This is a genomic window from Nocardia implantans, from assembly GCF_035544775.1.
Taxonomy (GTDB): domain Bacteria; phylum Actinomycetota; class Actinomycetes; order Mycobacteriales; family Mycobacteriaceae; genus Nocardia; species Nocardia implantans.
The window spans coordinates 287,112-307,234 of sequence record NZ_JAYKYQ010000001.1 but is presented as its reverse complement, the minus strand read 5'-3'; the positions used below and the strand labels follow the sequence as shown (position 1 = coordinate 307,234).

Here is a 20,123-nt window from a genome sequence, read left to right as displayed (position 1 = left end):
ACCCGACTGGGCGGGTAGCGGCCTCACTCCTATCCGCTGCCGGTGCCGCCCATGTTGGCGTAGCCGGCGAAACCGCCTTGGGCGCCGCTGTAGACGTTGAGGTCGACGCGGCCCTCGATGCCCGGAATCGCGCCGCTGTCGGTGGTCTGCCAGAACGTCCAAGTGGACCAGCCGCCGGGGACCTCGGGTTGCGAGTTGCCGCGATAGTCGGCGATCCACAGGGGGTACTGGGCGAACTCGTGGGTGTCGGCCATCGCGGTGCGCCAGAAGACGGGATAGGTGTAGACGATCGGGACGCGGCCGGTGAGCGTTTCCACGGTGTTCAGGTAGCGGCGGGTCCAGTCGATCAGGGCGGCCGGGGCGAGACCGCCGGTGACCTCGAGATCCAGCACCGGCGGCAGATCGAGCGGCCCGTTCTGGCCCAGCACCACCGCCGCGTACAGCGCGGCCTGCGGTTCGGGCGGCAGGTTGGGCCTGGCGTAGTGGTAGGTGCCCCGCGCCATTCCGGCCGCGCGCATCAGCAGGCTGTCGGGCACGAAGTACGGGTTGATGTAGTTCAGCCCCTCGGTGGCCTTGACCATCGCGAAGTCGTGGCCGGAACGTTTGACGGCGAACCAGTCGATCAGGGTGCCGTCGGTGTGCTGCCAGGAAGAGACGTCCGGACCGGTCGGCGTCGCGGTCGCCGGTAGCGTGGCGACGAGAACGCCGGACAGCGTGAGCAGTGACAGCGCCGCGCCGCGGCGGGTGGTCGACCTCCAGATGCCCATGCCGGAGGACGATAGCCATTCGCTCTGGCCGTTACCAGTGTGACAGCTGGGGTGTCAGAGCTCTTCTGTGCTCTCACCCCAGCCAATCCAGCACCGACGCCGCCGTCCAAGATTGCTGCATACTGCCGAGCGGTTCCCCGGTGAACGGCTCGTAGTACTCCGCGAAGCTGCCGTCGCTGGCTTGGCGCAGGCCCTCGGCGCGCAGCATGAAGGAACGCTCGGCCCAACCGCGCCGGGCGAAGACCCACGAGAACAGCCAGCTCATCACCGGCCACACCGGCCCACGCCAGTACTCGCGGGAACGGAAATCCTTGGACACCGGCGAGGTGGAGGGCGGCAGCGCGTAGCGCAGATCCGGGTGACCGCAGAAGCGCGGACCCTCGAACAGGCGCAGCAGCGCGCGCTCGGTGTCGCGCGGCAGACCGCCGCACAGCAGCGGCGCGAACATCGAAAGCGTCTCGGTGTTGATCCAGCGCTGCAACCGCACGTCGAAGTCGCGGGCCGCGCCGGTGCGCGCGTCGGTCGTCGCCACGACTCCCGCGCGGAACCGGTCGGCCCACGCGTAGAGATCGCGCACGTCGGCGTGCGGTTGCTTGTACTCCTCGCCGATATTGGCCAGGACCTCGCAGGCCAGCGCGAAGATCCCGGTGACGAACACGTCCTCGACGGCGAAGCTCATGGTCGAGGCGAGCTGATAGTCGTCGTAACCGGCTCGGCGCATCTGCTCGACCAGCCACAAGTAGCGGTCGTACTCCCGGTCGGTCGGGCGCTGGGTCGGATCGGAGACCACCAGCACGTCCTCGCGGCGATAGGGCGGCAGGTCGCCGGGGACCACGTGCTCGTAGGCGCGATCCCAGCGCGGCGAGTTGTCCATCCCGGACTCCCAGCCGTGGTACAGCGTGATGCGGCCGGTCTCCTTGGGGTCGCGAGCGTGCGCCAGCCACCGGTGCCAGCGCACCAGATCCGGCCAGCGCCGATTGAGGAACTCCTCGGCCACCGACCTGGTGCTGCGGCCGTGCCTGCGCGAATGATCCAGGATGCGCTGCACCGCGATGGCGTGCACGGGCGGCTGGGTGATCCCGGAGGTGTCCGGACCGTCCGGCGCGTTGGCCGCCAGCTTGCGGCATTCCCAGCGGGCCGGGCCGGGGAAGTAGCCGTCCACGCCGTTGGCGAAGACGATGTGCGGGATCATGCCGTTCTTCCACTGCGCGGACAGCAGGGTGTCCAGCTCGATCACGGCGCGCTCCACGCTCAACGGCGCGAGGCCGACCGCGACGAACGCCGCGTCCCAGCTCCACATGTGCGGGTACAGCCGGGGCGCCGCGCTGGTCATGGTGCCCAGGTCGTTACCGCGCAGCAGGTAGGCAGCGCGGGCCGCGAGCTGGGTGGGGGTGAAGCCCGGATGCGCCATCCCCTTATTCTGCGATGTCACCCGCAGATATGCCCGCTCAGCGGTGTCCGTTTCATCACCATCCGATCGGCCTGTGGCCGCTTCGTGTTCGGCGGTTCTCACTTTCGCACGCCCCGTCCGTGATTCGCTGCCCGAGATTCTCGCCCCGATGCGGCCCGCAGCGCTAGTCGTTCGTCCAGTGCTACGGGTTTTTACGCCTTCTTCGCCCAGCCGGTTACGGTGGGGCCCATGAGTTCCGTCGCGTCCTCGAAACCGACCGCGTTGATCACCGGCGCCAGTCGCGGCCTCGGCGCCGCGATCGCCAGGGAACTCGCGCCGACCCACGATCTGCTGCTCGGTGCGCGATCGGCGCAGTCGCTGCGTGGCATCCTCGCCGAGTTGCCCGGCGCGCGGGGCTGGCCGGTCGAGTTGACCGACTACGCCGCCCTCGCCGAGGCTGTCGCGCCGATCCGGAGCCTGAATGTGCTGGTGCACAACGCGGGCATCGCCGATCTCGGCACGATCGCGGAATCCACAGTCGAGCAGTGGCGAAACACATTGGAAGCCAATGTTATCGCGGTCGCCGAACTCACCCGGCTGCTGCTGCCCGCGCTGCGGGAAGGCCAGGGTCACGTGGTGCTGATCAACTCGGGTGCGGGGCTGCGCGCCAACGCGGGCTGGGCCTCCTACGCGGCGAGCAAGTTCGGACTGCGCGCCTTCGGCGACGCGTTGCGCCTAGAGGAGCCGGAGTTGCGGGTCACCTCGATCCATCCCGGCCGCATCGACACCGATATGCAGCGGGCGATCATCGCGGGCGAGGGGCGCGAGTACCGGCCCGAGGACTTCCTCACACCGGAGACCGTGGCGTACACGGTGCGCACCGCCATCGACACACCGCGCGACGCGCATCCCACCGAGGTTGTCCTGCGGCCGTACTGATCGCTGATGCACCGGCGGGCGCTCACGTAGCCGAAATGTTCGCCCGTCGGCGCGTAGCCCGTCAGGGTGTGCTGCGGCCGTCCTGATCGCGGTCACACCGGCGGGCGCTCTCTCGGCCGAACCGTGCGCACGGCTGTCGGCGCGCACGTCGCCGGGGTCGCGCTCCGGCCGTATCGATCTCGGCCGAAGAGCGCAACCAGTCCACGGTCACACGCGCCGACGCGTCAGGCGACGATGTTCACCAAGCGGCCCGGGACGACGATCAGTTTGCGCGGCGCGGCTCCGTTGAGTAGCGCGGCGATTTTCTCGTCGGCCAGCGCGGCCGCCTCGATCGCCGCGTTGTCCGCGTCGGCCGCCACCTGAATCCGGCTGCGCACCTTGCCGTTCACCTGGATCGGGTACTCCACCGACTCCTCCACCAGCAGTGCGGGATCGGCCACCGGGAAGGGGCCGTGCGCCAGCGAGCCGGTGTGGCCCAGACGTTCCCACAGCTCCTCGGCGATGTGCGGGGCCAGCGGCGCCAGCATCAGCACCAGCGGCTCCACCACCGAGCGCGGCGCACCGTCGGGGTAGCTCTTGGTCAGGTGGTTGGTCAGCTCGATCAGCTTGGCGCCCGCCGTGTTGTCGCGCAGCGCGGCGAAATCCTCGTCCACGCCTGCGATCGTCTTGTGCAGCAGGCGCAGCGTCTCCTCGCTCGCGGCCGCGTCGGTGACCCGCACCGCGCCGGTCTCCTCGTTCACCACCAGACGCCACACGCGCTGCAGGAACCGGTGCGCGCCGACGACGTCCTTGGTCGCCCACGGGCGTGAGGTGTCCAGCGGACCCATCGCCATCTCGTAGAAGCGGAAGGTGTCGGCGCCGTACAGATCGCACATCTCGTCGGGGGAGATGGCGTTCTTCAGCGACTTGCCGATCTTGCCGTACTCCTGGCGCACCTGGATCTCGGCGCCGGCGGCGTCGGTCCAGAAGAATTTGCCGTCGCGCTCGACGACCTCGGCGGCGGGCACGTACGCGCCGCGCTCGTCGGTGTAGGCGTGCGCCTGGATGTAGCCCTGGTTGAACAGCCGCCGATAGGGCTCGCTCGCGGACACGTCACCCAGGTCGAACAGCACCTTCTGCCAGAACCGGGCGTAGAGCAGGTGCAGCACCGCGTGCTCGACACCGCCGACGTACAGGTCGACGCCGCCCGGATCGTTCGGCCCGCCGACATCGGTGCGCGGGCCGAGCCAGTACGCCTCGTTCTCCTTGGCGCAGAACGTCTGCGTGTTGGTCGGGTCGGCGTAGCGGATCTCGTACCAGGAGCTGCCAGCCCACTGCGGCATGACGTTGGTGTCGCGGCGGTAGCGCTTCGGTCCGTCGCCGAGATCCAGTTCGACTTCCACCCAGTCGCTCGCCTTGGCCAGCGGCGGGGAGGGTTCGGAATTCGCGTCGTCGGGATCGAAGGTCACCGGGGCGAAATCGTCCAGTTCGGGCAGCAGCACCGGCAGCATGGATTCCGGCAGCGCGTGGGGCGCGCCCTGCTCGTCGTACACGATGGGGAACGGCTCGCCCCAGTAGCGCTGGCGGGCGAACAACCAGTCGCGCAGCTTGTACTGGATGGTGCCCTTGCCGTGGCCGTCGGCCTCTAGCCGGGCGATCATCGCCGCTTTCGCCTCCTCGACGGACATGCCGTCGAGGTAGTCCGAGTTCACCAGCGTGCCTTCGCCCGCGTGGGCGCCCTGCTCCAGGTCGCCGCCGCTGATCACCTCGACGATCGGCAGGCCGAGCACGGACGCGAATTCCCAGTCGCGATGGTCGTGCCCGGGGACGGCCATGATGGCGCCGGTGCCGTAGCCGCTGAGCACATAGTCGGCGATGAAGATCGGCACGGCCGCGCCGTTGGCCGGGTTGATCGCGTAATTGCCCAGGAAGACGCCGGTCTTCTCCTTGTTCTCCTGGCGCTCCAAGTCGGACTTGGCCGCGATCGACTTGCGGTAGGCCGCTACGGCCTCGGCCGGTGTGGCGGCCCCCTCGTTGGTCCACCTGGGGTCGGTTCCGGCCGGCCAGGCGGCGGCGGTCAGTTTGTCGACCAGTTCGTGTTCCGGCGCGAGCACCACGTAGGTGGCGCCGAACAGGGTGTCGGGGCGGGTGGTGAAGACCTCGATCTGCTCGCCGTCGGCGTCGAACTTCACCTGCGCGCCGCGAGATCGCCCGATCCAATTGCGCTGCATGGCCTTGACGTTCTCCGGCCAGTCCAGCCGCTCCAGGTCGTCGACCAGGCGATCGGAGTAGGCGGTGATGCGCATCATCCACTGCCGCAGCCGCTTACGGAACACCGGGAAGTTGCCGCGTTCACTGCGGCCGTCGGCGGTGACTTCCTCGTTGGCCAGCACGGTCCCCAGGCCGGGGCACCAGTTGACCATCGAATCGGTCTGATAGACCAGGCGATACGAGTCCAGCAGCGCGTTCCGCTCGGCGGCCTGCATCGCGTCCCAGGACTTGCCCTCGGGCACGGCCCGCGCACCCGACGCGAACTCGGCTTCCAGCTCGGCGATCGGGCGGGCCCGGTTCAGCTCCGTGTCGTACCAGGCGTTGTAGATCCGCAGGAAGATCCACTGCGTCCAGCGGTAGTACTCCGGATCCGTGGTCGCGAACGAGCGCCGCCGGTCGTGGCCGAGCCCGAGGCGGTCCAGCTGGCGCTGCATCGTGGCGATGTTGGACTCGGTGGTGTCGCGCGGGTGCGCGCCGGTCTGCACCGCGTACTGCTCGGCGGGCAGGCCGAAGGCGTCGTAGCCGAGGGCGTGCAGCACGTTGCGCCCGTGCATGCGGTGGTAGCGGGCGAACACGTCCGTGGCGATGTAGCCGAGCGGATGCCCGACGTGCAGGCCCGCGCCGGACGGGTACGGGAACATGTCCTGGATGAACAGCTTGTCCGGCGGCGTCGGGCCGGACAGCGGCCCGACCGGGTTCGGCGCATGGAAGGTTCCGCGTTCGTCCCACGTCCGCTGCCACCGGCGCTCGATGCGGCCGGCAAGCTCCGCGTTGTACCGGTGCTCAGGTACATCGCTTTCGGTTGCACGTGTGTCTTGCACGGTCCTGCCTTCTTGTGGTCGCCGATCCCCGACAAACTTCGTCTATCAGGGTAGAACGTCGCGTCGGCAGGACCGAAAATCGGGCTGGCCTGCGGTTGCGGCCGGGTTCGCCGGGTCGCCGCCCGTCGGAGGGCGCGCGGCGCCGATGCGCTAGCCTGCATGAGTGTTCGTCGTCGCTCTCGTCCTGTTCGTGCTGGCTGTGGTGGCCGTCGCAACCGGAGCACTCGGGCTGACCGGCCGATTGCCCCGCAATCGTTTCTTCGGTGTCCACACCGAGGCCGCGCTGTCGACGGACGAGACCTTCCGCGTCGCCAACCGCGTCGCCGCTCCCACCTCGATCGCGGCCGGGGCGCTGCTGTTCGCCGGCGGTCTGGTCGGGCTGGCCGCGGACGGCTTCATCGCGCTGGCGGTCGCGGCCTGCGCCGCCGTCGTCGCGCTGTTCACCCTCGGCGCGGGCGCGAACGCCGCCGCCCAGGCGGCCGAAGCCATCGCTCCACCGCCGCAGACCGGTGGTTGCGGCAACTCCTGCGGCGCCTGCTCGCTGCGCGACGCCTGCCAGCCCGCGAGCTGAGGCCGATCACCCCGCCCGCGCGCACGTCGCGACGCCCTGTCGGGCCGCGAGCTGAAGCCGGTCACCCCGCGTCCCCGCACTCCGCGATGCCTGCGAGCCCGCGAACGGAGTCTGGTCATCGCGCGTCCGCGCACTCCGGCGGCGGGACGCTGCGGGACAGCGGACTGCCGACCGGCGTGCAGTAGAGCACGCACAGCAAAACCGGCACCGTGCCGAGGTTGCGCGCCACATGCGGGTAGCGCGGCCCGCTGGGTTCGCGGAACACCCGCCAGCGCCGGTAGGTGACCGGCGCGCAGTCCGCGCCGGGATGATCCAGCGTCCCCCGCGCGACCAGGACGAACAACGTCCCGTCGTGGTAGTGCCACCCGCTGCTGCCACCCGGCTCGATGCGCGTCTGGCGCAGTATGACCGCTCGCCGTCCCAGCGTGAACCGGAACAGGACCCGGCTGGCCGTCCCACGGGCGGGCGGCGCGTTCACCTCGAATTCGGACCACACGCCTCGATCGAACCATCTCCCTCCGCGGGCTTCCGGCAGAAACGGCGCGAATAGATCGCGTCACATGAGCACGTAGAGGGCGAGCGTGACGACGAGGCTGCTGAGGACTCCGGCGGCGACTTCCACGGCGAGGTAGCCGTGGGAATAGGCGCGCCGCATCCACAGTGCCCACACCGGCGCGCAGACGCGTAATGCCGCGAAGAGCGCGGCCAGTGCGATGGCTCCGGTCGGTCCGTTCATCGGCAGCAGCGGGTGCAACCAGGCGTATCCGATGGTCATGACGTACGCCTCGAGCTGCGTGCCCAGGAAATTCGCGGTGAAACTCCGTGGCAGAGGGTGTTCACCCGGCCCGGCGAGGGTGGTCTTCCGGTGGTGGGTATGGACGCGGACCACCCACGGGTTCGAGTAGAAGACCGCCATCGCGGCAGTGCTGAGCAGCCCCGCGACCAAGCCCCACACGAGCAGCTTTATGGCGAGCATTCTCCTCGTTCCGATAGTTCATCGCGCGACCACGCCCACTGGCCGCTGCTGTGAGCGATCTCAGCGAGGATGGTTGTTCTCGCCGATGCCACGGTGACCCGCCGGACGTGCCGTTCGATGCCGTGGCCCGCTAACCGTATCGGTGCGGCGCGTCACCACCCCACTGCCGCAATTCCCAGCATTGATAGCGGGGAATACGACCGTTCGGCTGCCCGGCCGCACCGACGCTTCGGGCGATCGGCGCAGGCGGGACCTTCCGCACCGTCGAACAGCGGTGTGGCAGGCCCTGTTCGGATGAACCAACCCGCCGCCCGCAGCGTGGCGGCGATGTGTGCGATGCCGGGTCAGATGAAGCTTCCGGAGCCGTCAGCGCTCAGGGCCCGGAGCACCGCATGGTCGGACGACGGGTCGCCGACGGCGATGCGGGCGCTGCCGTCGGCGTAGTACTTGGCTGCTATGCCCGCGCGGCGCAGGGCCGTGGTCGCGCCGGGGCCGGGAACGTACAGGAAGTTGGCGTGGCTCTCCGGAATCGCGTAGCCACGGGCCAGCAGTGCGCCGCGCAGTGCGTCTCGCGCTTCGGTGATGCGCAGGGTGCGCGCGGCGAGTTCGGGTTCGGCGGCGTAGGAGGCGGCGACCGCGGCCACCGCCGCCGCGCTCATCCCGAACGGCAGTTGCAGCTTGCCGATCCGCGCGATCAACTCGGTTCGACCGAAGGCGTAGCCGATGCGCAGCCCGGCCAAACCGTACGCCTTCGAAAAAGTCCGCAGCACAACAAGGTTGGAATGCTTCGCGATCAACGCCCGCGGGTCGGCGTACTCTGTGGCGCCCAGGAATTCGACGTACGCCTCGTCCAGAACCACCGGAACCCGGCTGGGCACGTCGGACAGGAACGCCTTCAGCTCGTCGGCCGGGACGACCGTTCCGGTGGGATTGTGCGGACGGCACACCACGATCAGCGCGGTGCGCCGGTCGACGGCCCGCCGCATCGCCCGCAGGTCCTGGTTCCCCGCCGCATCCAGCGGCACCGGCACCGCGGTGACGCCGGTCATCTCGGCCATGATCGGATACCCGTCGAAGGTCGGGGCGCTGTAGACGATCTCCGCTCCGGGCGTGGTCAGGGTCTGCAGGATCTGCAGCGCCACGCCGGTCGCCCCCGACCCGACCACCACCTGATCCGCCCGCACACCGAGGTGCCGCGCGATCAGCAGCGGCAGGCGGTGCGGCAGGAACTCCGGGTACCGGTTGGCCTGGGCCAGCGTCATGTGCACCGCCCGCAGCACCGAGGGCAGCGGCGGGAACGGGTTCTCGCTCAGGGTGAGGTCGAAGCGCGGTAGCACCCGCGGCGCGCGGTGCCTGCGGGAGGGCCGCGTGCCGTCGACGACGTGCACGCTCATCGCGCGGCTCCCCAGCGGACGGCGGCCGCGCCCGCGAAGTCGCCCGCGTGCGCGAACGCCGCCATCAGCACCAGCGATCCGTTGGGCAGCCGCCCGGCCCGGTTCTCCACGTCCAGGGTCACCGGGATGCCCGCGGCGAACAGGTTCCCGCAGGAGTCGAAGGTGTCGGGGTGGCGGTCCGGCGGCAACTCCAGCGCGTCGTGCCAGTTGCGCAGGAACAGCCGGTTCGGCTGATTGGTGACGAACGTGTCCACGTCGCGTCCCCGCACACCGATCCGATCGCACACCGCGAGGGCGACTTCCGGCACCAGCCGATTACCCCTGGCGAACACCTTTGTGACCTTGGATTCGGTGAAGCTGACGCATCCCTGTCCCTCGCCCGGCTCCCAGTACTTGCGCTCGCCGTTGGTGGAGAAGTCCATGTCTCCCGCGAATTCGGGATAGGTCCGGCATTCGATGTCGAGGATCGGCGCGCTGTCGTCCTTGCGGAGCAGTCCGACTCCGCAGCCGTCGCCGGGCACCGGAGCCTGCGCCAGCTTGCGGATCTCGGTCTGGGTGAACACCGGTCCAGCGCAGTTCTGGGTCGCCGCGATCAGCGCGGTGCGGGCGGGCGTGGTCTGCAGGATCATGCGGGCCATCGCCATCATGTGCACGAACGCCGCGCACCCGCCGTTGTGCACGTCGTAGACGTACGACGGACGAATGCCGAGCCGTCGCGCCACTTCCGGCCCGCAGCCGAGCACCGGATTGTCCGGCAGTTGGGTGTGCGTGATCAGGATGTCGACCTCGGCGATCGCGTCGGCGCCGTTGCGTTCGATCAGCGGTGCGACGGCGCGCTCGACCATGTCCACCGCGGTCTCGTCGCGCGCGACGTGGTGGCGGCCCTTGGGCGCGCGGAACATCACGTTCTTCGCCATCCGGTCCGAGCGCGCGAACTGGGTGAAGTACTCGGTGCCGACCGGCTCTCCGGGCAGATACGAGGCCACGTCGACGAGACTGACCTGCGGCAGATGTTGTTGCGTGGGGATCACGTGCGTCTCACTTCATCCAGTCGGGCTTGACGGGCAGGCCGTGCGCGGCCCGGTACTCGCAAATGGCTTTGAGGTTGTCCATCTCCAGCTGATGCCCCGCGGAGAACATCTCCCAGAAGTCGCCGACCCACACCGGCCGCTGCGGCGGCGCGGTCTCCGGGTAGGGGTTGGCGTCGTAGAACGGGTGCTTGCAGTTCATCCACAGCACCACCGAACCGGGCTTGTGGAACACCACCTGCGCGTCGACGACGCGCAGCAGGTAGATCATCCACAGGTGTTTCCCCTGGTCCCAGGCACAGTGGTAGTCAACGGTCATGGCGTCGGGGTTGGCGACGGTGCGGGTGAAGATCTTGGTCTCCGAGCCGAGGCGGTCGTGGGCCAGCCAGAGTCCGGGTTCCTCGGTCTCCACGAACCCGCGCAGGCTGTAGGTCCACTCCTCCAGCGACCTGGTGTCGGCGAGGTATTCGTAGACCTCGCGCGGCGGCGCGTCGATGTACGCCTGCACCGGACAGAATTCGCCGTAGATCTGGTCGTGCGGATACACCGACCGCAGCATGTCCATGATGATCGGCGTGGTCGCGTCCTTGTCGGAGTTCTCGATGCGGAGCACGCCCGGCACGGCCTCCTGCGGGATGTCGCTGAGGGCGGGGAGGGAACTGGTGGTCACGGTGTTACTCCTTCGGGTGGGCGTCGGCGGGCGCCGCCGCGGGGGCGTTCATCGGTGATCGCGGGATTGCTCCACGGTGGTCAGGAAGGGCAGGAACGGCGGAATCTCATCGGGATCGCATTCGATCGCGAGGAACGACGGCCCTTCGAATTCCAGGCAGCTTCGCAGCGCGGCGGCGAGCTCGCCGCCGGTGCGCGCGGAGAACGCGGGCAGGCCGGGGAACATCGCGGCGATGCCGGCGCCGAGGTCGGCCGGGCGGAATCGGTTGAAGGTGTAGCGGTCCCGGTAATACAGCTGTTCCCTGGTCAGGCACATGGCGTGCGCGTTGTTGTTCAGCACGACGAAGGTGACCGGCAAGGCGTGCTCGATCGCGGTGTGCAACTCCATGCCGTGCATGTAGAAGGAGCCGTCCCCGGCGATGACCACCGTCCGCCGGACGCCGCCGGTTCGGGCGTGCCGCGCGAACGCGGACCCGATGCCCGCGCCGAAGGCGTATCCCATCCCGCCCATGCCCAGGGCCACCACGAACCGCCCGTCGCGCGGTACCCGGAGGTGGTGCACGACCGAAGCGCCGGTGTTCCCCGCGTCGGCGAACACGTCGGTGCCCTCCGGCAACGCGGCCTCGATCGTCTCGACCACGTCCCGGTACCGCAGACCGGGACCGGAGGAGCCGGGCACCCGCATCGATGTCAGCGGTTGCGCCGCGCGCACGCGTTCGGCTCCGGTGCCGCCGTCGTCCAGTTCGCCGGCGAGTTCGGCGAGCGTCCGCGCCAGATCGGTGCTGGTCGCGTGGATGGCGGGCAGGTAAGGCGGCGCGCTGCCGATGCTCGCGACGGTTCGGTCGGCGAGCGCGCTCTCCGCGCCGGCACGGGCGGTGACCGGCAATCGGGTGCCCACCAGCAGGCACAGCGCCGAGGACCGGATGGCCGCCGCCAGTTCCGGGTGACCCATGGTGCCCGCGACGCCGCAGAAGGCCGGATCGGAGTTGTCGTAGGCGTCCTTCGCGTCCGGCGCGACGCCCACCGCGGCGTCCAGGGCGGTGGCCAGGCGGGCCAGCTCGGCGCGCGCGTCGTCGCGCGCGACCTGATCACCGGCGATGATCACGATCTTCCCGGTGTGCCGTGCCGTGGTGAGCGCGACGCGGACGCGAGCGAGCCCGGCCGAGTCGGACCGATGCGCCCTAGGGGCCGGACAGAGCGGCGTGATCGGGCCCGCGTCCGCCTGCTGCACGTCTTTGGGCAGCAACAGCACCGCCGGACCGCCTCGACGGGCGGCCAGCACCGCTCTGTCCAGCCGATCCGCCAGGTCGGCCGCGGTTTCCACCCGTGCGCAATAGGTGCTGACCGCGCCGAAGAGACGGACCGCGTCGATGGCGCCCGCGCGCCCGCTGGTGTCCTGGAAGGCTCCGTTGCCCTCCAGCCCGGTCGGGGGCTGCCCGACCAGGGCGAGTACCGGTACCCGCGAGGCGAACGATTCGGCGAGCCCGGCGACGAGGTTCATCGCGCCACCACCGGAGGTCGCGGCGACCACGCCGAGCCCGCCCGTGCCGCGGGCGTACCCGTCGGCCATGGTGGCCGCCGAGAACTCGTGTTTCGCGACCACCCCGGTGATCCGGTCCCGCGCGTCGAAGATCGCGTCGTACAGGTCTTCGATATTGGCGCCGTCCACGCCGAAGATGTGGCGCACGCCCAGCGCCGAAACCGTTCGCACCAGATGGTCCACGACTCGAGTCCGCATCGGCACTCCTTTCCGCTGACGAAACCTCGACTGCGTACACGAGTGATACGGCTGCGGTCGCCGATCGGTTCAACGGCGGATCAGAAGAGGCGGCGACCGATCTTGCGTGTACGTATACATCTACGTATAGTTGGGTCATGCCCAACAAGACGATCTACGTTGCCGATGACGACCTCCCGCTCTTCCAGCGCGCGCAGGAGTTGGTCGGCGGCAACCTCTCGGGGGCGGTGGTCACGGCGCTGCGCCGGTTCATCGAACTCGAGGAGGGCCGGCTGGAGGGCTATGACGAGATCGTGCTCAAGGTCGGTCGCGACGGTGTGCGACAGGTCCGCTTCTCCGGCACTCTGCTCGGGGAGTGGCACGAGGTAAACGATACGCGGATCGAGCACGTCCAGGTCTATCGCAGCCGTAAGGGCAAATTCGTGATGCACGCCCAGTATTCGAATTGGGATGAATACCCCGCCGAGGTGGGCACGAATTGGCTCAAGGACTGGCGCGATCCGAAGAGCTGGCGCCGCTTGCTCGGCGTCGGGCAGCAGGACTGGGGTGACTTCGTCTTCGTCGTGGTGGATTCGCTCGACGAGCTGAAGGGCCGACTGCCCGACAAGCTCTACCGGCGGGTGGCCGACGTGGCCGAAGGGCCGAAGATCGAGGACCTGGACATCTAGCCGCCGTACCCGCCAGACCGAACGAATCGACCGGCACCGCGCCCCAGTAGGGGAGCGGTGTGGGTAAAACATGCTCACATGCGCATAGTGGAATTTATTTCAGAAAGGAAGAGCCCATGGTGAACGGCCATCGCGCGCCCGCCGTCTCGGTGCGCGGCCTGCGGAAATCTTTCGGCGAGCAAGTAGTGCTCGACGGGATAGACCTCACCGTCCCGGAGGGCACGGTCTTCTCCCTGCTCGGCCCGAACGGCGCTGGCAAGACCACCACCGTGCAGATCCTCACCACTCTGATCCGCCCGGACGCGGGCGAGATCCAGGTCGGCGGCCACGATCTCGCCGCCGAGCGCAAGCAGGTGCGCGCGCAGATCGGTGTCACCGGGCAGTTCTCTGCCGTGGACGAACTGCTCACCGGCCGGGAGAACCTGCTGCTGATGGGCGACCTGCACCACCTCTCGCGCCGGGACAACCGCAGGCTGGCAGCGGATCTGCTGGAGCGCTTCGACCTGGTCGATGCGGCGGACAAGACGGCGGCCACCTATTCCGGCGGCATGACCAGACGCCTCGATCTGGCCATGACGCTGGTCGGCGATCCGCGCATCATCTTCCTCGACGAGCCGACCACCGGGCTCGACCCGCGCAGCAGGCGAGCGATCTGGGACATCATCCGGGGGTTGGTCGACGACTACCGCGTCACGGTCTTCCTCACCACCCAGTACCTGGAGGAGGCCGACCAACTCGCCGACCGCATCGCGGTACTCGATCGAGGCGAGCTCGTCGCCGAAGGCACCGCGGCGGAGTTGAAGCGACTGGTGCCCGGCGGCCACATCCGCCTGGAATTCGCCGATCGAGCGGCCCTGACCGCCGCGGCCGACGCGCTGGGCGCCGCCGCGCTGCCGGACGACGAGGAGAACCTCACCCTCGCGGTGCCCAGCGACGGCGGCGTGAGATCGCTGCGCGCCGTGCTGGACCGGCTCGACTACGAGCAGATCGAGGTCGAGGGCCTGGCCGTGCACACGCCCAACCTCGACGACGTCTTCCTCACTCTCACCGGCCACCCGACGACCGAAAAGGAATCCGTGCGATGAGCATGTCCTACGCCCTCGCCGATTCGGCGACCATGCTGCGGCGCAATCTCGTGCACGCCAAGCGCTATCCGAGTCTGAGCTTCGGCGTCATCGTCATGCCGACGGTGTTGCTGCTGGTGTTCAACTTCGTCTTCGGCGGCGCGCTGGAGAAGTCCTCCGGCGGAAACTACATCGACTATCTCGCGCCGGGCATGCTGCTGATGATTCCGGCGTACATGACGGTGTCGGTCGCCGTGTCGGTCGCCACCGACACCACCAAGGGCATCGTGAACCGGTTCCGCACCATGGACATCGCCCAGTCGGCCATGCTCACCGGCCATGTGGTCGGCGCGCTGATCCAAGCGCTGATCGGCATCGCCGCGATGGCGGGGGTGGCACTGCTCATCGGCTTCCGCCCGAATGCCACCCCTCTGGAATGGCTCGCGGTGTTCGCGCTGCTCGCGTTGGTGATGTTCGCGCTGACCTGGCTTTCGGTGGCGCTCGGCCTGCTCGCGCCGAATCCGGAGAGCGCGAGCAACACGCCCTTCCCGCTGGTGATGCTGCCGTTCCTCGGCAGCGGCCTGGTCGCCACCGACACCATGCCCGCCGGGCTGCGCCAGTTCGCCGAGTACCAGCCCTTCACGCCGTTCACCGAGACCATCCGAGGTCTGCTGATGGGCACCGAGATCGGCGCCAACGGAGTTGTCTCCCTCGCTTGGTGCGCAGGTCTCACCGCCGTCGGATATCTCTGGTCGTCCTCGATCTTCCGGCGGCAGACCCGCTGAGCCGGCCGAAGCGCAGCGGATCCCCCGCGGACGATGTCCGCGGGGGATCGTCGCTTCGCTCAGACCGTGCCGGTGAGCAGCACACTCCCGGTGTTCGCCGCGCGGATCTCGACCGCGCGAACCTGGTCGGGCGGGCCGTCGATGGTCCGGTCGATGGTCAGCTCGGTGCCGGGGCCCGCCGGCCACTGGTCGAGCTGCTGCTGCTGGCCGTTCGCGCGGATGACGTACAGGGCGAGGTTCGCGTTGTAGCGCAGTGGCTCACCAGGCGGATAACTGCAGGACATCACGACTCGCGTCTGATCGCCCGCGGGGACCAGCTTGAAGCTGGCCGAGACCGGCGTCGGCTGCACCGGCGTCATCTGGCGTTCGACGAACGCCTGTTCGCTGGTGCCCGGCCCCGTCTCGGTGTTCGATCCCGTGATCGAAGCCGTGATCGGAACCGCGATCGCCACCGCGGCCGCGGCCGAGGCCAGCGCGACACCGGCCGAAGCCCACCCGCTGCGCTTGCGGCGGCGCTCGGCCGCGTCGGCCAGCCGCGCAGGCGGCGGAAGCTCGGGCATCGGCGGTGGCGGTGGCGGCGCCGCGGCTTGCGCGGGCGGTTCGATCATCGAGGTCGCGACGTCGGCGTCCACGAGGGCGAGCAAGCCTGGCAAACCCGCCAGCTCGGCTACGCCCGCTCGGCAGTCGGGGCAGCTCGAGAGGTGGCTCTCGTACTGCAAGCGCTCGTCGCGGGTCAGGGAGCCGAGCACGTACGGGGCGTCCCACGTGCTGAAATCGTCGGTGATGTCCGTCACTGGTTTGTCACCCCCATCTCCTGTAGTGCCAGGCGCAATGCGCGCATGCCATAGTGCATCCGGGACTTCACCGTGCCCGCGGGGACGTCGAGTTCCTCGGCGATCTGGTGGGTCGACAGCCCCCGGTAGTAGGCCCGCACGATCACCTCGCGATGATCGGCGCTGAGCCTGCCTAGTGCGTCGGCGACCAGCCAGCCGTCCAGCGCGCGGTCGGACTGGTCCGGTGTCGCCTGCTCCGGCGGGTTGTCGGTGCGGAACTCGCGCCTGCTGCGGGCGCTGCGATGCTCATCCACGGCCAGATTGCGCGCCACGGTGAACAACCACGCCCGCGCCGACATGGTGGACTGATCCAGAACATTCGGCCGTTGCCAGGCCCGCAGCAATGTTTCCTGCACGATGTCCTCTGCCCGTCCCGGGTCCCGAACCAGGCCGAGCGTGTACCGCCACAGCGGCGTGGCGTGTTCGCGATAGAGCGCCCGCATCAATTCGGATTGATCGTCGGGCCGTCCCGTCTCGCCGCGCGTCTTGGGCACAACTGGATACCTCTCCGCTCGAGTTGCGGGGCCGGTCGGTGGGCGCAGCCGACGAGTCACCCATGCTCTTGCCGGTTCAGTTGTCGGGTCTCATGTCGTGTCTCCTTCGGTCCCCTCGAGGAGTACACGGTCTCAGTTGCGTTCGAGTTCAATCGGGTGTGAAGCGAGCAGGGACAGCGGGAGCGGCTGGCGGCGCAGCACGTGCGCCCACAGGTCGGGGCGACCCGTGCTGATCGGGTCGGACGGCAGGGCCGACACCACGATCCAGTCGTTGTTCTCCAGCTCGCCCTCCAGTTGGCCGAAGGTCCAGCCCGCGTAGCCCGCGAAGATCCGGATGCCCTCGACCAGCGGGCCGACCCGCTCCGGATCGGCGTCCAGATCGACCAGCACGACGCGTCCGTCGATGCGGCGCAGCCCGGGGACGCCGTCGATCCGCGCGCCCACCCGCACCGTGCCCAGGCACAGCGCGGCGTCCCGTTTCACCGGACCGCCGACGAACAGCGTGCGCGGGGCCGCGACCGCGTCCGTCCAGCGCGGCAGCACCTCGTGCACGGCCGTGTCGCTCGGGCGGTTCAGCACCACGCCGAGACTGCCCGCCTCGTTGTGCTCGATGATGTAGACGACGGTGCGCCGGAAGGTCGGTTCCACCAGTTCGGTGGACGACACCAGCAGCGTCCCGGCACGAACCACCTGCTCGCCGTGCCGGAAATAACGTCGTCTGCGGTCGCCGTGCCCGCCGCGGGTCTTCCGATCGTCCGGGTCTTCTGCGCGTGCCACTCCGACATCATCGCAGCTGTTCGCCCACAATGCGCCTTCTGCGGCCCACTTCTGTCTTCCGGATTTGCCGAACGGGTCGCGGGCGGGGTGCAGGACGTCACGTTGCGCCATCGGCGCCACCTCGTAGAGTTCCACGTCATGGAACCGCCCGAGGTGCGCCTCGAGAACAACGAGACCGTGTACGACTTCTACCGCGAGCACCGTCAGAACCGCATGAAGGCCTGGGGGGCCTACGCCATTCTCGGCCGCCGCTACCATCCGCGCGTCACCTACGCCGACGGCGCTCGCGAAGCGCTGCGCGCGGTGATCAGGCAGAACCGGCCGCTGCTTATCGCGATCAACCATCTGTCCGAGAACGACCCCTACACCGTGGCCGCGGCGGCGTGGCGCAGCGGGCTACGGCGGGTGATCGGCCGGGTGCGCGTGCTGGCCAAGGACGAACTGTTCGCCGATCCCGATCAGCGGCGCAAGATCGACATGATGGGCGGCATCCCGGTGTTCCGCGGCAAGGACCACGGCATTCGCGCGGTGAACGCCGCGGGCCAGCGCATGATGGACGTCTGCGCGGAGCGGATGGCCCGCGGCGACGGCATCGCGGTCTTTCCCGAAGGCACCTGCAACGACGTGGACCCCACCCGCGTGCAGGCGGTGGGCAGCGGCATCGGGCACATCGCGTTCCGGGCGATGAAACTCGGCGCCGAGCCCGCGCTGGTGTCCATGGCGCTGAGCTACGGACCGCGCGAGGACCCGGCCGTGCAGCCGACGAAGGAGGAGGCCAAGGGGGCCAGCTTCTACTTCAATGTCCCGGTGCTCGACCTGCCGCCCCGCCCCGGCGACATCGCCAAGCTGGTGCGCGCCGATCTGCAGCAGGCGCTGGACGGAGCCGTCGCGGCCTACTGAGGCAGGTTCAGCCGGTCGCGCGCCCAGTGCGGCACCATCACCAGGTATTCGGGGCGGGTCTCGATGAAGTGGTGGACCGACCGGCACATGGGCAGCGCGCCGAGCTTGTCGTCGCGGGTGCTGTCGAGGGCGGTCTCGATCAGCAGTCGCGCGTAGCCCTGCCCCTCGTAGCGCGGATAGATCTCGGTGTGCACGAACGCGCGCTCGGAGGCCGTGTCCTGGTATTCGGCGTAGCCGGCGATCGCACCGTCGACGTAGATCTCGAAGCGTTCCAGTGCGGTGTTGTTGCTGACCTCGGTCGACATGGCTCGACGCTACTCTGTGCCCCGGTGTCCCGGTAAATCACACGCCAGGCCAGGCGGAATCCCGCCATCGACTTGTCTGTCCGGGCGGGCCTGCGCAGAATGCTCTTGGTCGGGTCCGTCGTCGCGTGCGAGCGGGCAGGCTCGGGGAGGTACCGGAATGTTGAGGACACCGCGGGTTTCGCGGCTCGCGGCCGCCGTCGTCGCCGCGGGTCTGCTCGGCGGATCGATCGTCACCGGCGTCGCGGATGCCGCGCCGGGCGTCGTGTTCGGCACGTGTCCAGAGGGTTCCGTGCCCGCCGATCGGGGCGTGCGGTGCGCCGTCGTCAGCGTGCCGATGAACTACGCCGACCCCGCCGGCGCGCGGATCGAGCTGACGGTCAGCCGCATCGCGGCCACGGGGGAGCGAGAAGGCGTGCTGTTCGCCAATCCCGGTGGGCCCGGCGCGGATGCGCTGGACTATTGGGCGCGGCGCTCGGATGTGCTTCCCGCGGCGCTCGCCGAGCATTACGACCGGATCGCCGTCCAGCCGCGCGGATTGCGTTGGGCCACACCGTTGCAATGCGGGACGAGCACGAAGAACGGGGACGGTCAGCAGGTCTCGCTCGGCGGCGGCAACCGCGACGAGATCAAGAAGGCCTGTGACGCGGCGCAGCCCGGTTATCTGGACACCATCACCACCGAGAACACCGCGCGCGACCTCGACGCCGTGCGCGCCGCGCTCGGCCTGGAGCGAATCGGCTACCTCGGCACTTCCTACGGCACCTATCTCGGCGCGGTGTACGCGGCACTGTTCGGCGACCGCGTGGATCGGATGATCCTGGACTCCAACGTCCATCCGGACTGGGTGTGGACCGAGGAGTTCGCGCAGCAGCAGGTCGCGGGCAAACAGCGCCTGGACGATCTGTTCGCCTGGATCGCCGAACACGACGGCGAATACCACCTGGGCGATACCGCCTTGCAGGTCTACCGCACCTGGGTCCGGTTGGCGGCGGGCCAGGGCGGCGGCTGGTACGCCAACCTGACCCCGCCGCCCGCCAGCATCGCCGACCTGCCCGGCGCGCTGCCCGAGCCGCTGGCGGAGATCGCGCGGGACGGCTACACCGGCGGCGTCGAGCAACTGGGGAAGCTGCAGAATCTGTTGCGCACCTTGGTGAGCGGCGGCGTTTCCGCGCAGGTGCCGTTGCTCGGCGCCACCACCGTGGCCACCTACACCCGCACCTTCTGGCCGTCGTTCGCCCGCGCGATGGCCGACGCCGCGGCCGACCCGGCGAACGTGCAGCGCCTGCGGGTCATCGAGGGCGCGACCTCCACCGACCCCACCGGGCGGTTCGTGTTCAGCGCGATCACCTGCAACGAGAACGCCGTGGCCGGGAGGCCGGAGCTGCTCGGCGCGGCGGCGGGCACCATAGCCTCCGGCGGCAACGCCATGGACGCGCGCGCCGACCTGGTGCGCTCGGGAATGGCCTGTGGTTCCTGGAAGCCCGTCACGAAACCGGTGCCGATCACGGGCGCGGGGCTGCGCACCCCGCCGCTGGTGCTGCAGAGCCGCCATGACGCGCTGACCAAGTACGAAGGCGGCCCGGCCATGGCCGCGGCGCTCGGCGGCGCGCTGGTCGTCGTGGACGGCGGCGACCACGGCACGTTCGGCCGCGGCAATCCGGCGGTGGACGACGCGGTACTCGCCTACTTGCGCACCGGAAGGGTCGAGGTCACACGGGCCGCCGAGGCCCCGATCCCAACGCGCTGAGGGTCAC

20 protein-coding genes are annotated in these 20,123 nt (G+C 69.4%); 7 read left to right on the top strand and 13 right to left on the bottom strand.

Annotated elements, in window-relative coordinates; genetic code table 11:
* Window positions 1-29 precede the first annotated feature (29 nt).
* Both U3653_RS01420 and ggh read right to left on the bottom strand, forming a co-directional pair.
* Window positions 30-767 carry a glycoside hydrolase family 25 protein gene (locus U3653_RS01420; RefSeq protein ID WP_195080975.1) on the bottom strand — a complete coding sequence of 246 codons (738 nt, stop codon included), beginning with the start codon at window positions 765-767 and terminating at the stop codon, window positions 30-32.
* 73 nt (window positions 768-840) lie between these two features.
* The gene (gene ggh, locus U3653_RS01415) at window positions 841-2,178 is read right to left on the bottom strand and encodes a glucosylglycerate hydrolase (RefSeq protein WP_195080974.1); all 1,338 of its coding nucleotides are present in this window, start codon (window positions 2,176-2,178) and stop codon (window positions 841-843) included.
* 228 nt (window positions 2,179-2,406) lie between these two features.
* Between ggh and U3653_RS01410 the strand changes: the two genes are divergently transcribed.
* Entirely contained in the window at window positions 2,407-3,096 is a 690-nt protein-coding gene (locus tag U3653_RS01410; protein WP_195080973.1) for an SDR family oxidoreductase, read from the top strand.
* Between the two features lie 224 nt (window positions 3,097-3,320).
* Here the strand turns inward: U3653_RS01410 and leuS are convergent, their stop codons facing one another.
* On the bottom strand, window positions 3,321-6,167 hold the full coding sequence (leuS, locus tag U3653_RS01405; RefSeq protein ID WP_195080972.1) for a leucine--tRNA ligase: 2,847 nt from the start codon (window positions 6,165-6,167) through the stop codon (window positions 3,321-3,323).
* A gap of 163 nt (window positions 6,168-6,330) precedes the next feature.
* On the opposite strand from leuS, the gene U3653_RS01400 reads away from it, so the two are divergent.
* Complete coding sequence (locus U3653_RS01400) at window positions 6,331-6,738, top strand: SdpI family protein (protein ID WP_195044020.1); 408 nt, start codon at window positions 6,331-6,333, stop codon at window positions 6,736-6,738.
* Window positions 6,739-6,853: 115 nt separating this feature from the next.
* Here the strand turns inward: U3653_RS01400 and U3653_RS01395 are convergent, their stop codons facing one another.
* The 6 genes from U3653_RS01395 to U3653_RS01370 all read right to left on the bottom strand — a co-directional run bounded on the left by U3653_RS01395 (window position 6,854) and on the right by U3653_RS01370 (window position 12,543).
* Window positions 6,854-7,234, bottom strand: coding sequence for a cupin domain-containing protein (locus U3653_RS01395; protein WP_195080971.1), 381 nt, complete (start codon window positions 7,232-7,234; stop codon window positions 6,854-6,856).
* 60 nt (window positions 7,235-7,294) lie between these two features.
* Window positions 7,295-7,714, bottom strand: a complete 420-nt coding sequence (locus tag U3653_RS01390) for a hypothetical protein (RefSeq protein ID WP_195080970.1) — start codon at window positions 7,712-7,714, stop codon at window positions 7,295-7,297.
* Window positions 7,715-8,058: 344 nt separating this feature from the next.
* Window positions 8,059-9,108 carry an aminotransferase class I/II-fold pyridoxal phosphate-dependent enzyme gene (locus U3653_RS01385; protein ID WP_195080969.1) on the bottom strand — a complete coding sequence of 350 codons (1,050 nt, stop codon included), beginning with the start codon at window positions 9,106-9,108 and terminating at the stop codon, window positions 8,059-8,061.
* Window positions 9,105-10,118 (bottom strand): 3-oxoacyl-ACP synthase III family protein, encoded by a 1,014-nt coding sequence (locus U3653_RS01380; protein ID WP_195081052.1) that lies wholly within the window; start codon window positions 10,116-10,118, stop codon window positions 9,105-9,107. Before U3653_RS01380 ends, U3653_RS01385 begins: the two co-directional genes overlap by 4 nt.
* Window positions 10,119-10,146: 28 nt before the next feature.
* Entirely contained in the window at window positions 10,147-10,806 is a 660-nt protein-coding gene (locus U3653_RS01375) for a DUF8713 domain-containing protein (protein WP_195080968.1), read from the bottom strand.
* A 48-nt stretch (window positions 10,807-10,854) separates the two neighbouring features.
* On the bottom strand, window positions 10,855-12,543 hold the full coding sequence (locus U3653_RS01370; RefSeq protein WP_195080967.1) for a thiamine pyrophosphate-binding protein: 1,689 nt from the start codon (window positions 12,541-12,543) through the stop codon (window positions 10,855-10,857).
* Between the two features lie 137 nt (window positions 12,544-12,680).
* Between U3653_RS01370 and U3653_RS01365 the strand changes: the two genes are divergently transcribed.
* The 3 genes from U3653_RS01365 to U3653_RS01355 all read left to right on the top strand — a co-directional run bounded on the left by U3653_RS01365 (window position 12,681) and on the right by U3653_RS01355 (window position 15,060).
* Window positions 12,681-13,211, top strand: a complete 531-nt coding sequence (locus U3653_RS01365) for an EXLDI protein (protein ID WP_195080966.1) — start codon at window positions 12,681-12,683, stop codon at window positions 13,209-13,211.
* 116 nt (window positions 13,212-13,327) lie between these two features.
* Window positions 13,328-14,296, top strand: coding sequence for an ATP-binding cassette domain-containing protein (locus U3653_RS01360; protein WP_195080965.1), 969 nt, complete (start codon window positions 13,328-13,330; stop codon window positions 14,294-14,296).
* Window positions 14,293-15,060: an ABC transporter permease gene (locus tag U3653_RS01355; RefSeq protein WP_195080964.1), complete on the top strand. Its 768-nt coding sequence runs from the start codon at window positions 14,293-14,295 to the stop codon at window positions 15,058-15,060. The genes U3653_RS01360 and U3653_RS01355 overlap by 4 nt, the downstream gene beginning before the upstream one ends.
* A gap of 59 nt (window positions 15,061-15,119) precedes the next feature.
* Here U3653_RS01355 and U3653_RS01350 read toward each other — a convergent pair whose 3' ends face one another.
* The 3 genes from U3653_RS01350 to U3653_RS01340 all read right to left on the bottom strand — a co-directional run bounded on the left by U3653_RS01350 (window position 15,120) and on the right by U3653_RS01340 (window position 17,164).
* Window positions 15,120-15,854 (bottom strand): anti-sigma factor family protein, encoded by a 735-nt coding sequence (locus tag U3653_RS01350; RefSeq protein ID WP_195080963.1) that lies wholly within the window; start codon window positions 15,852-15,854, stop codon window positions 15,120-15,122.
* Window positions 15,851-16,387 carry a sigma-70 family RNA polymerase sigma factor gene (locus U3653_RS01345; protein WP_323124618.1) on the bottom strand — a complete coding sequence of 179 codons (537 nt, stop codon included), beginning with the start codon at window positions 16,385-16,387 and terminating at the stop codon, window positions 15,851-15,853. The genes U3653_RS01350 and U3653_RS01345 overlap by 4 nt, the downstream gene beginning before the upstream one ends.
* Before the next feature lie 132 nt (window positions 16,388-16,519).
* Window positions 16,520-17,164, bottom strand: coding sequence for a YqgE/AlgH family protein (locus U3653_RS01340; RefSeq protein WP_195081050.1), 645 nt, complete (start codon window positions 17,162-17,164; stop codon window positions 16,520-16,522).
* A 138-nt stretch (window positions 17,165-17,302) separates the two neighbouring features.
* Between U3653_RS01340 and U3653_RS01335 the strand changes: the two genes are divergently transcribed.
* The gene (locus tag U3653_RS01335; RefSeq protein WP_195080962.1) at window positions 17,303-18,064 is read left to right on the top strand and encodes a lysophospholipid acyltransferase family protein; all 762 of its coding nucleotides are present in this window, start codon (window positions 17,303-17,305) and stop codon (window positions 18,062-18,064) included.
* Here the strand turns inward: U3653_RS01335 and U3653_RS01330 are convergent.
* Window positions 18,058-18,369: a GNAT family N-acetyltransferase gene (locus tag U3653_RS01330; protein ID WP_067796241.1), complete on the bottom strand. Its 312-nt coding sequence runs from the start codon at window positions 18,367-18,369 to the stop codon at window positions 18,058-18,060. The two genes, U3653_RS01335 and U3653_RS01330, sit on opposite strands and share 7 nt — an antisense overlap.
* Window positions 18,370-18,526: 157 nt before the next feature.
* Here U3653_RS01330 and U3653_RS01325 point away from each other — a divergent pair, with 157 nt between their 5' ends.
* A complete protein-coding gene (locus U3653_RS01325; RefSeq protein WP_195080961.1) occupies window positions 18,527-20,116 on the top strand; it encodes an alpha/beta fold hydrolase in 1,590 nt (529 codons plus the stop codon).
* The last annotated feature ends 7 nt before the right edge of the window (window positions 20,117-20,123 follow it).

Coding starts and splice junctions, on each gene's coding strand:
- U3653_RS01390 (WP_195080970.1), bottom strand. CDS start 7,714: ATGCTCGCCATAAAGCTGCTCGTGTGGGGCTTGGTCGCGGGGCTGCTC.
- U3653_RS01360 (WP_195080965.1), top strand. CDS start 13,328: ATGGTGAACGGCCATCGCGCGCCCGCCGTCTCGGTGCGCGGCCTGCGG.
- U3653_RS01335 (WP_195080962.1), top strand. CDS start 17,303: ATGGAACCGCCCGAGGTGCGCCTCGAGAACAACGAGACCGTGTACGAC.
- U3653_RS01355 (WP_195080964.1), top strand. CDS start 14,293: ATGAGCATGTCCTACGCCCTCGCCGATTCGGCGACCATGCTGCGGCGC.
- U3653_RS01330 (WP_067796241.1), bottom strand. CDS start 18,369: ATGTCGACCGAGGTCAGCAACAACACCGCACTGGAACGCTTCGAGATC.
- U3653_RS01325 (WP_195080961.1), top strand. CDS start 18,527: ATGTTGAGGACACCGCGGGTTTCGCGGCTCGCGGCCGCCGTCGTCGCC.
- U3653_RS01370 (WP_195080967.1), bottom strand. CDS start 12,543: ATGCGGACTCGAGTCGTGGACCATCTGGTGCGAACGGTTTCGGCGCTG.
- U3653_RS01410 (WP_195080973.1), top strand. CDS start 2,407: ATGAGTTCCGTCGCGTCCTCGAAACCGACCGCGTTGATCACCGGCGCC.
- U3653_RS01420 (WP_195080975.1), bottom strand. CDS start 767: ATGGGCATCTGGAGGTCGACCACCCGCCGCGGCGCGGCGCTGTCACTG.
- U3653_RS01385 (WP_195080969.1), bottom strand. CDS start 9,108: ATGAGCGTGCACGTCGTCGACGGCACGCGGCCCTCCCGCAGGCACCGC.
- U3653_RS01365 (WP_195080966.1), top strand. CDS start 12,681: ATGCCCAACAAGACGATCTACGTTGCCGATGACGACCTCCCGCTCTTC.
- ggh (WP_195080974.1), bottom strand. CDS start 2,178: ATGGCGCATCCGGGCTTCACCCCCACCCAGCTCGCGGCCCGCGCTGCC.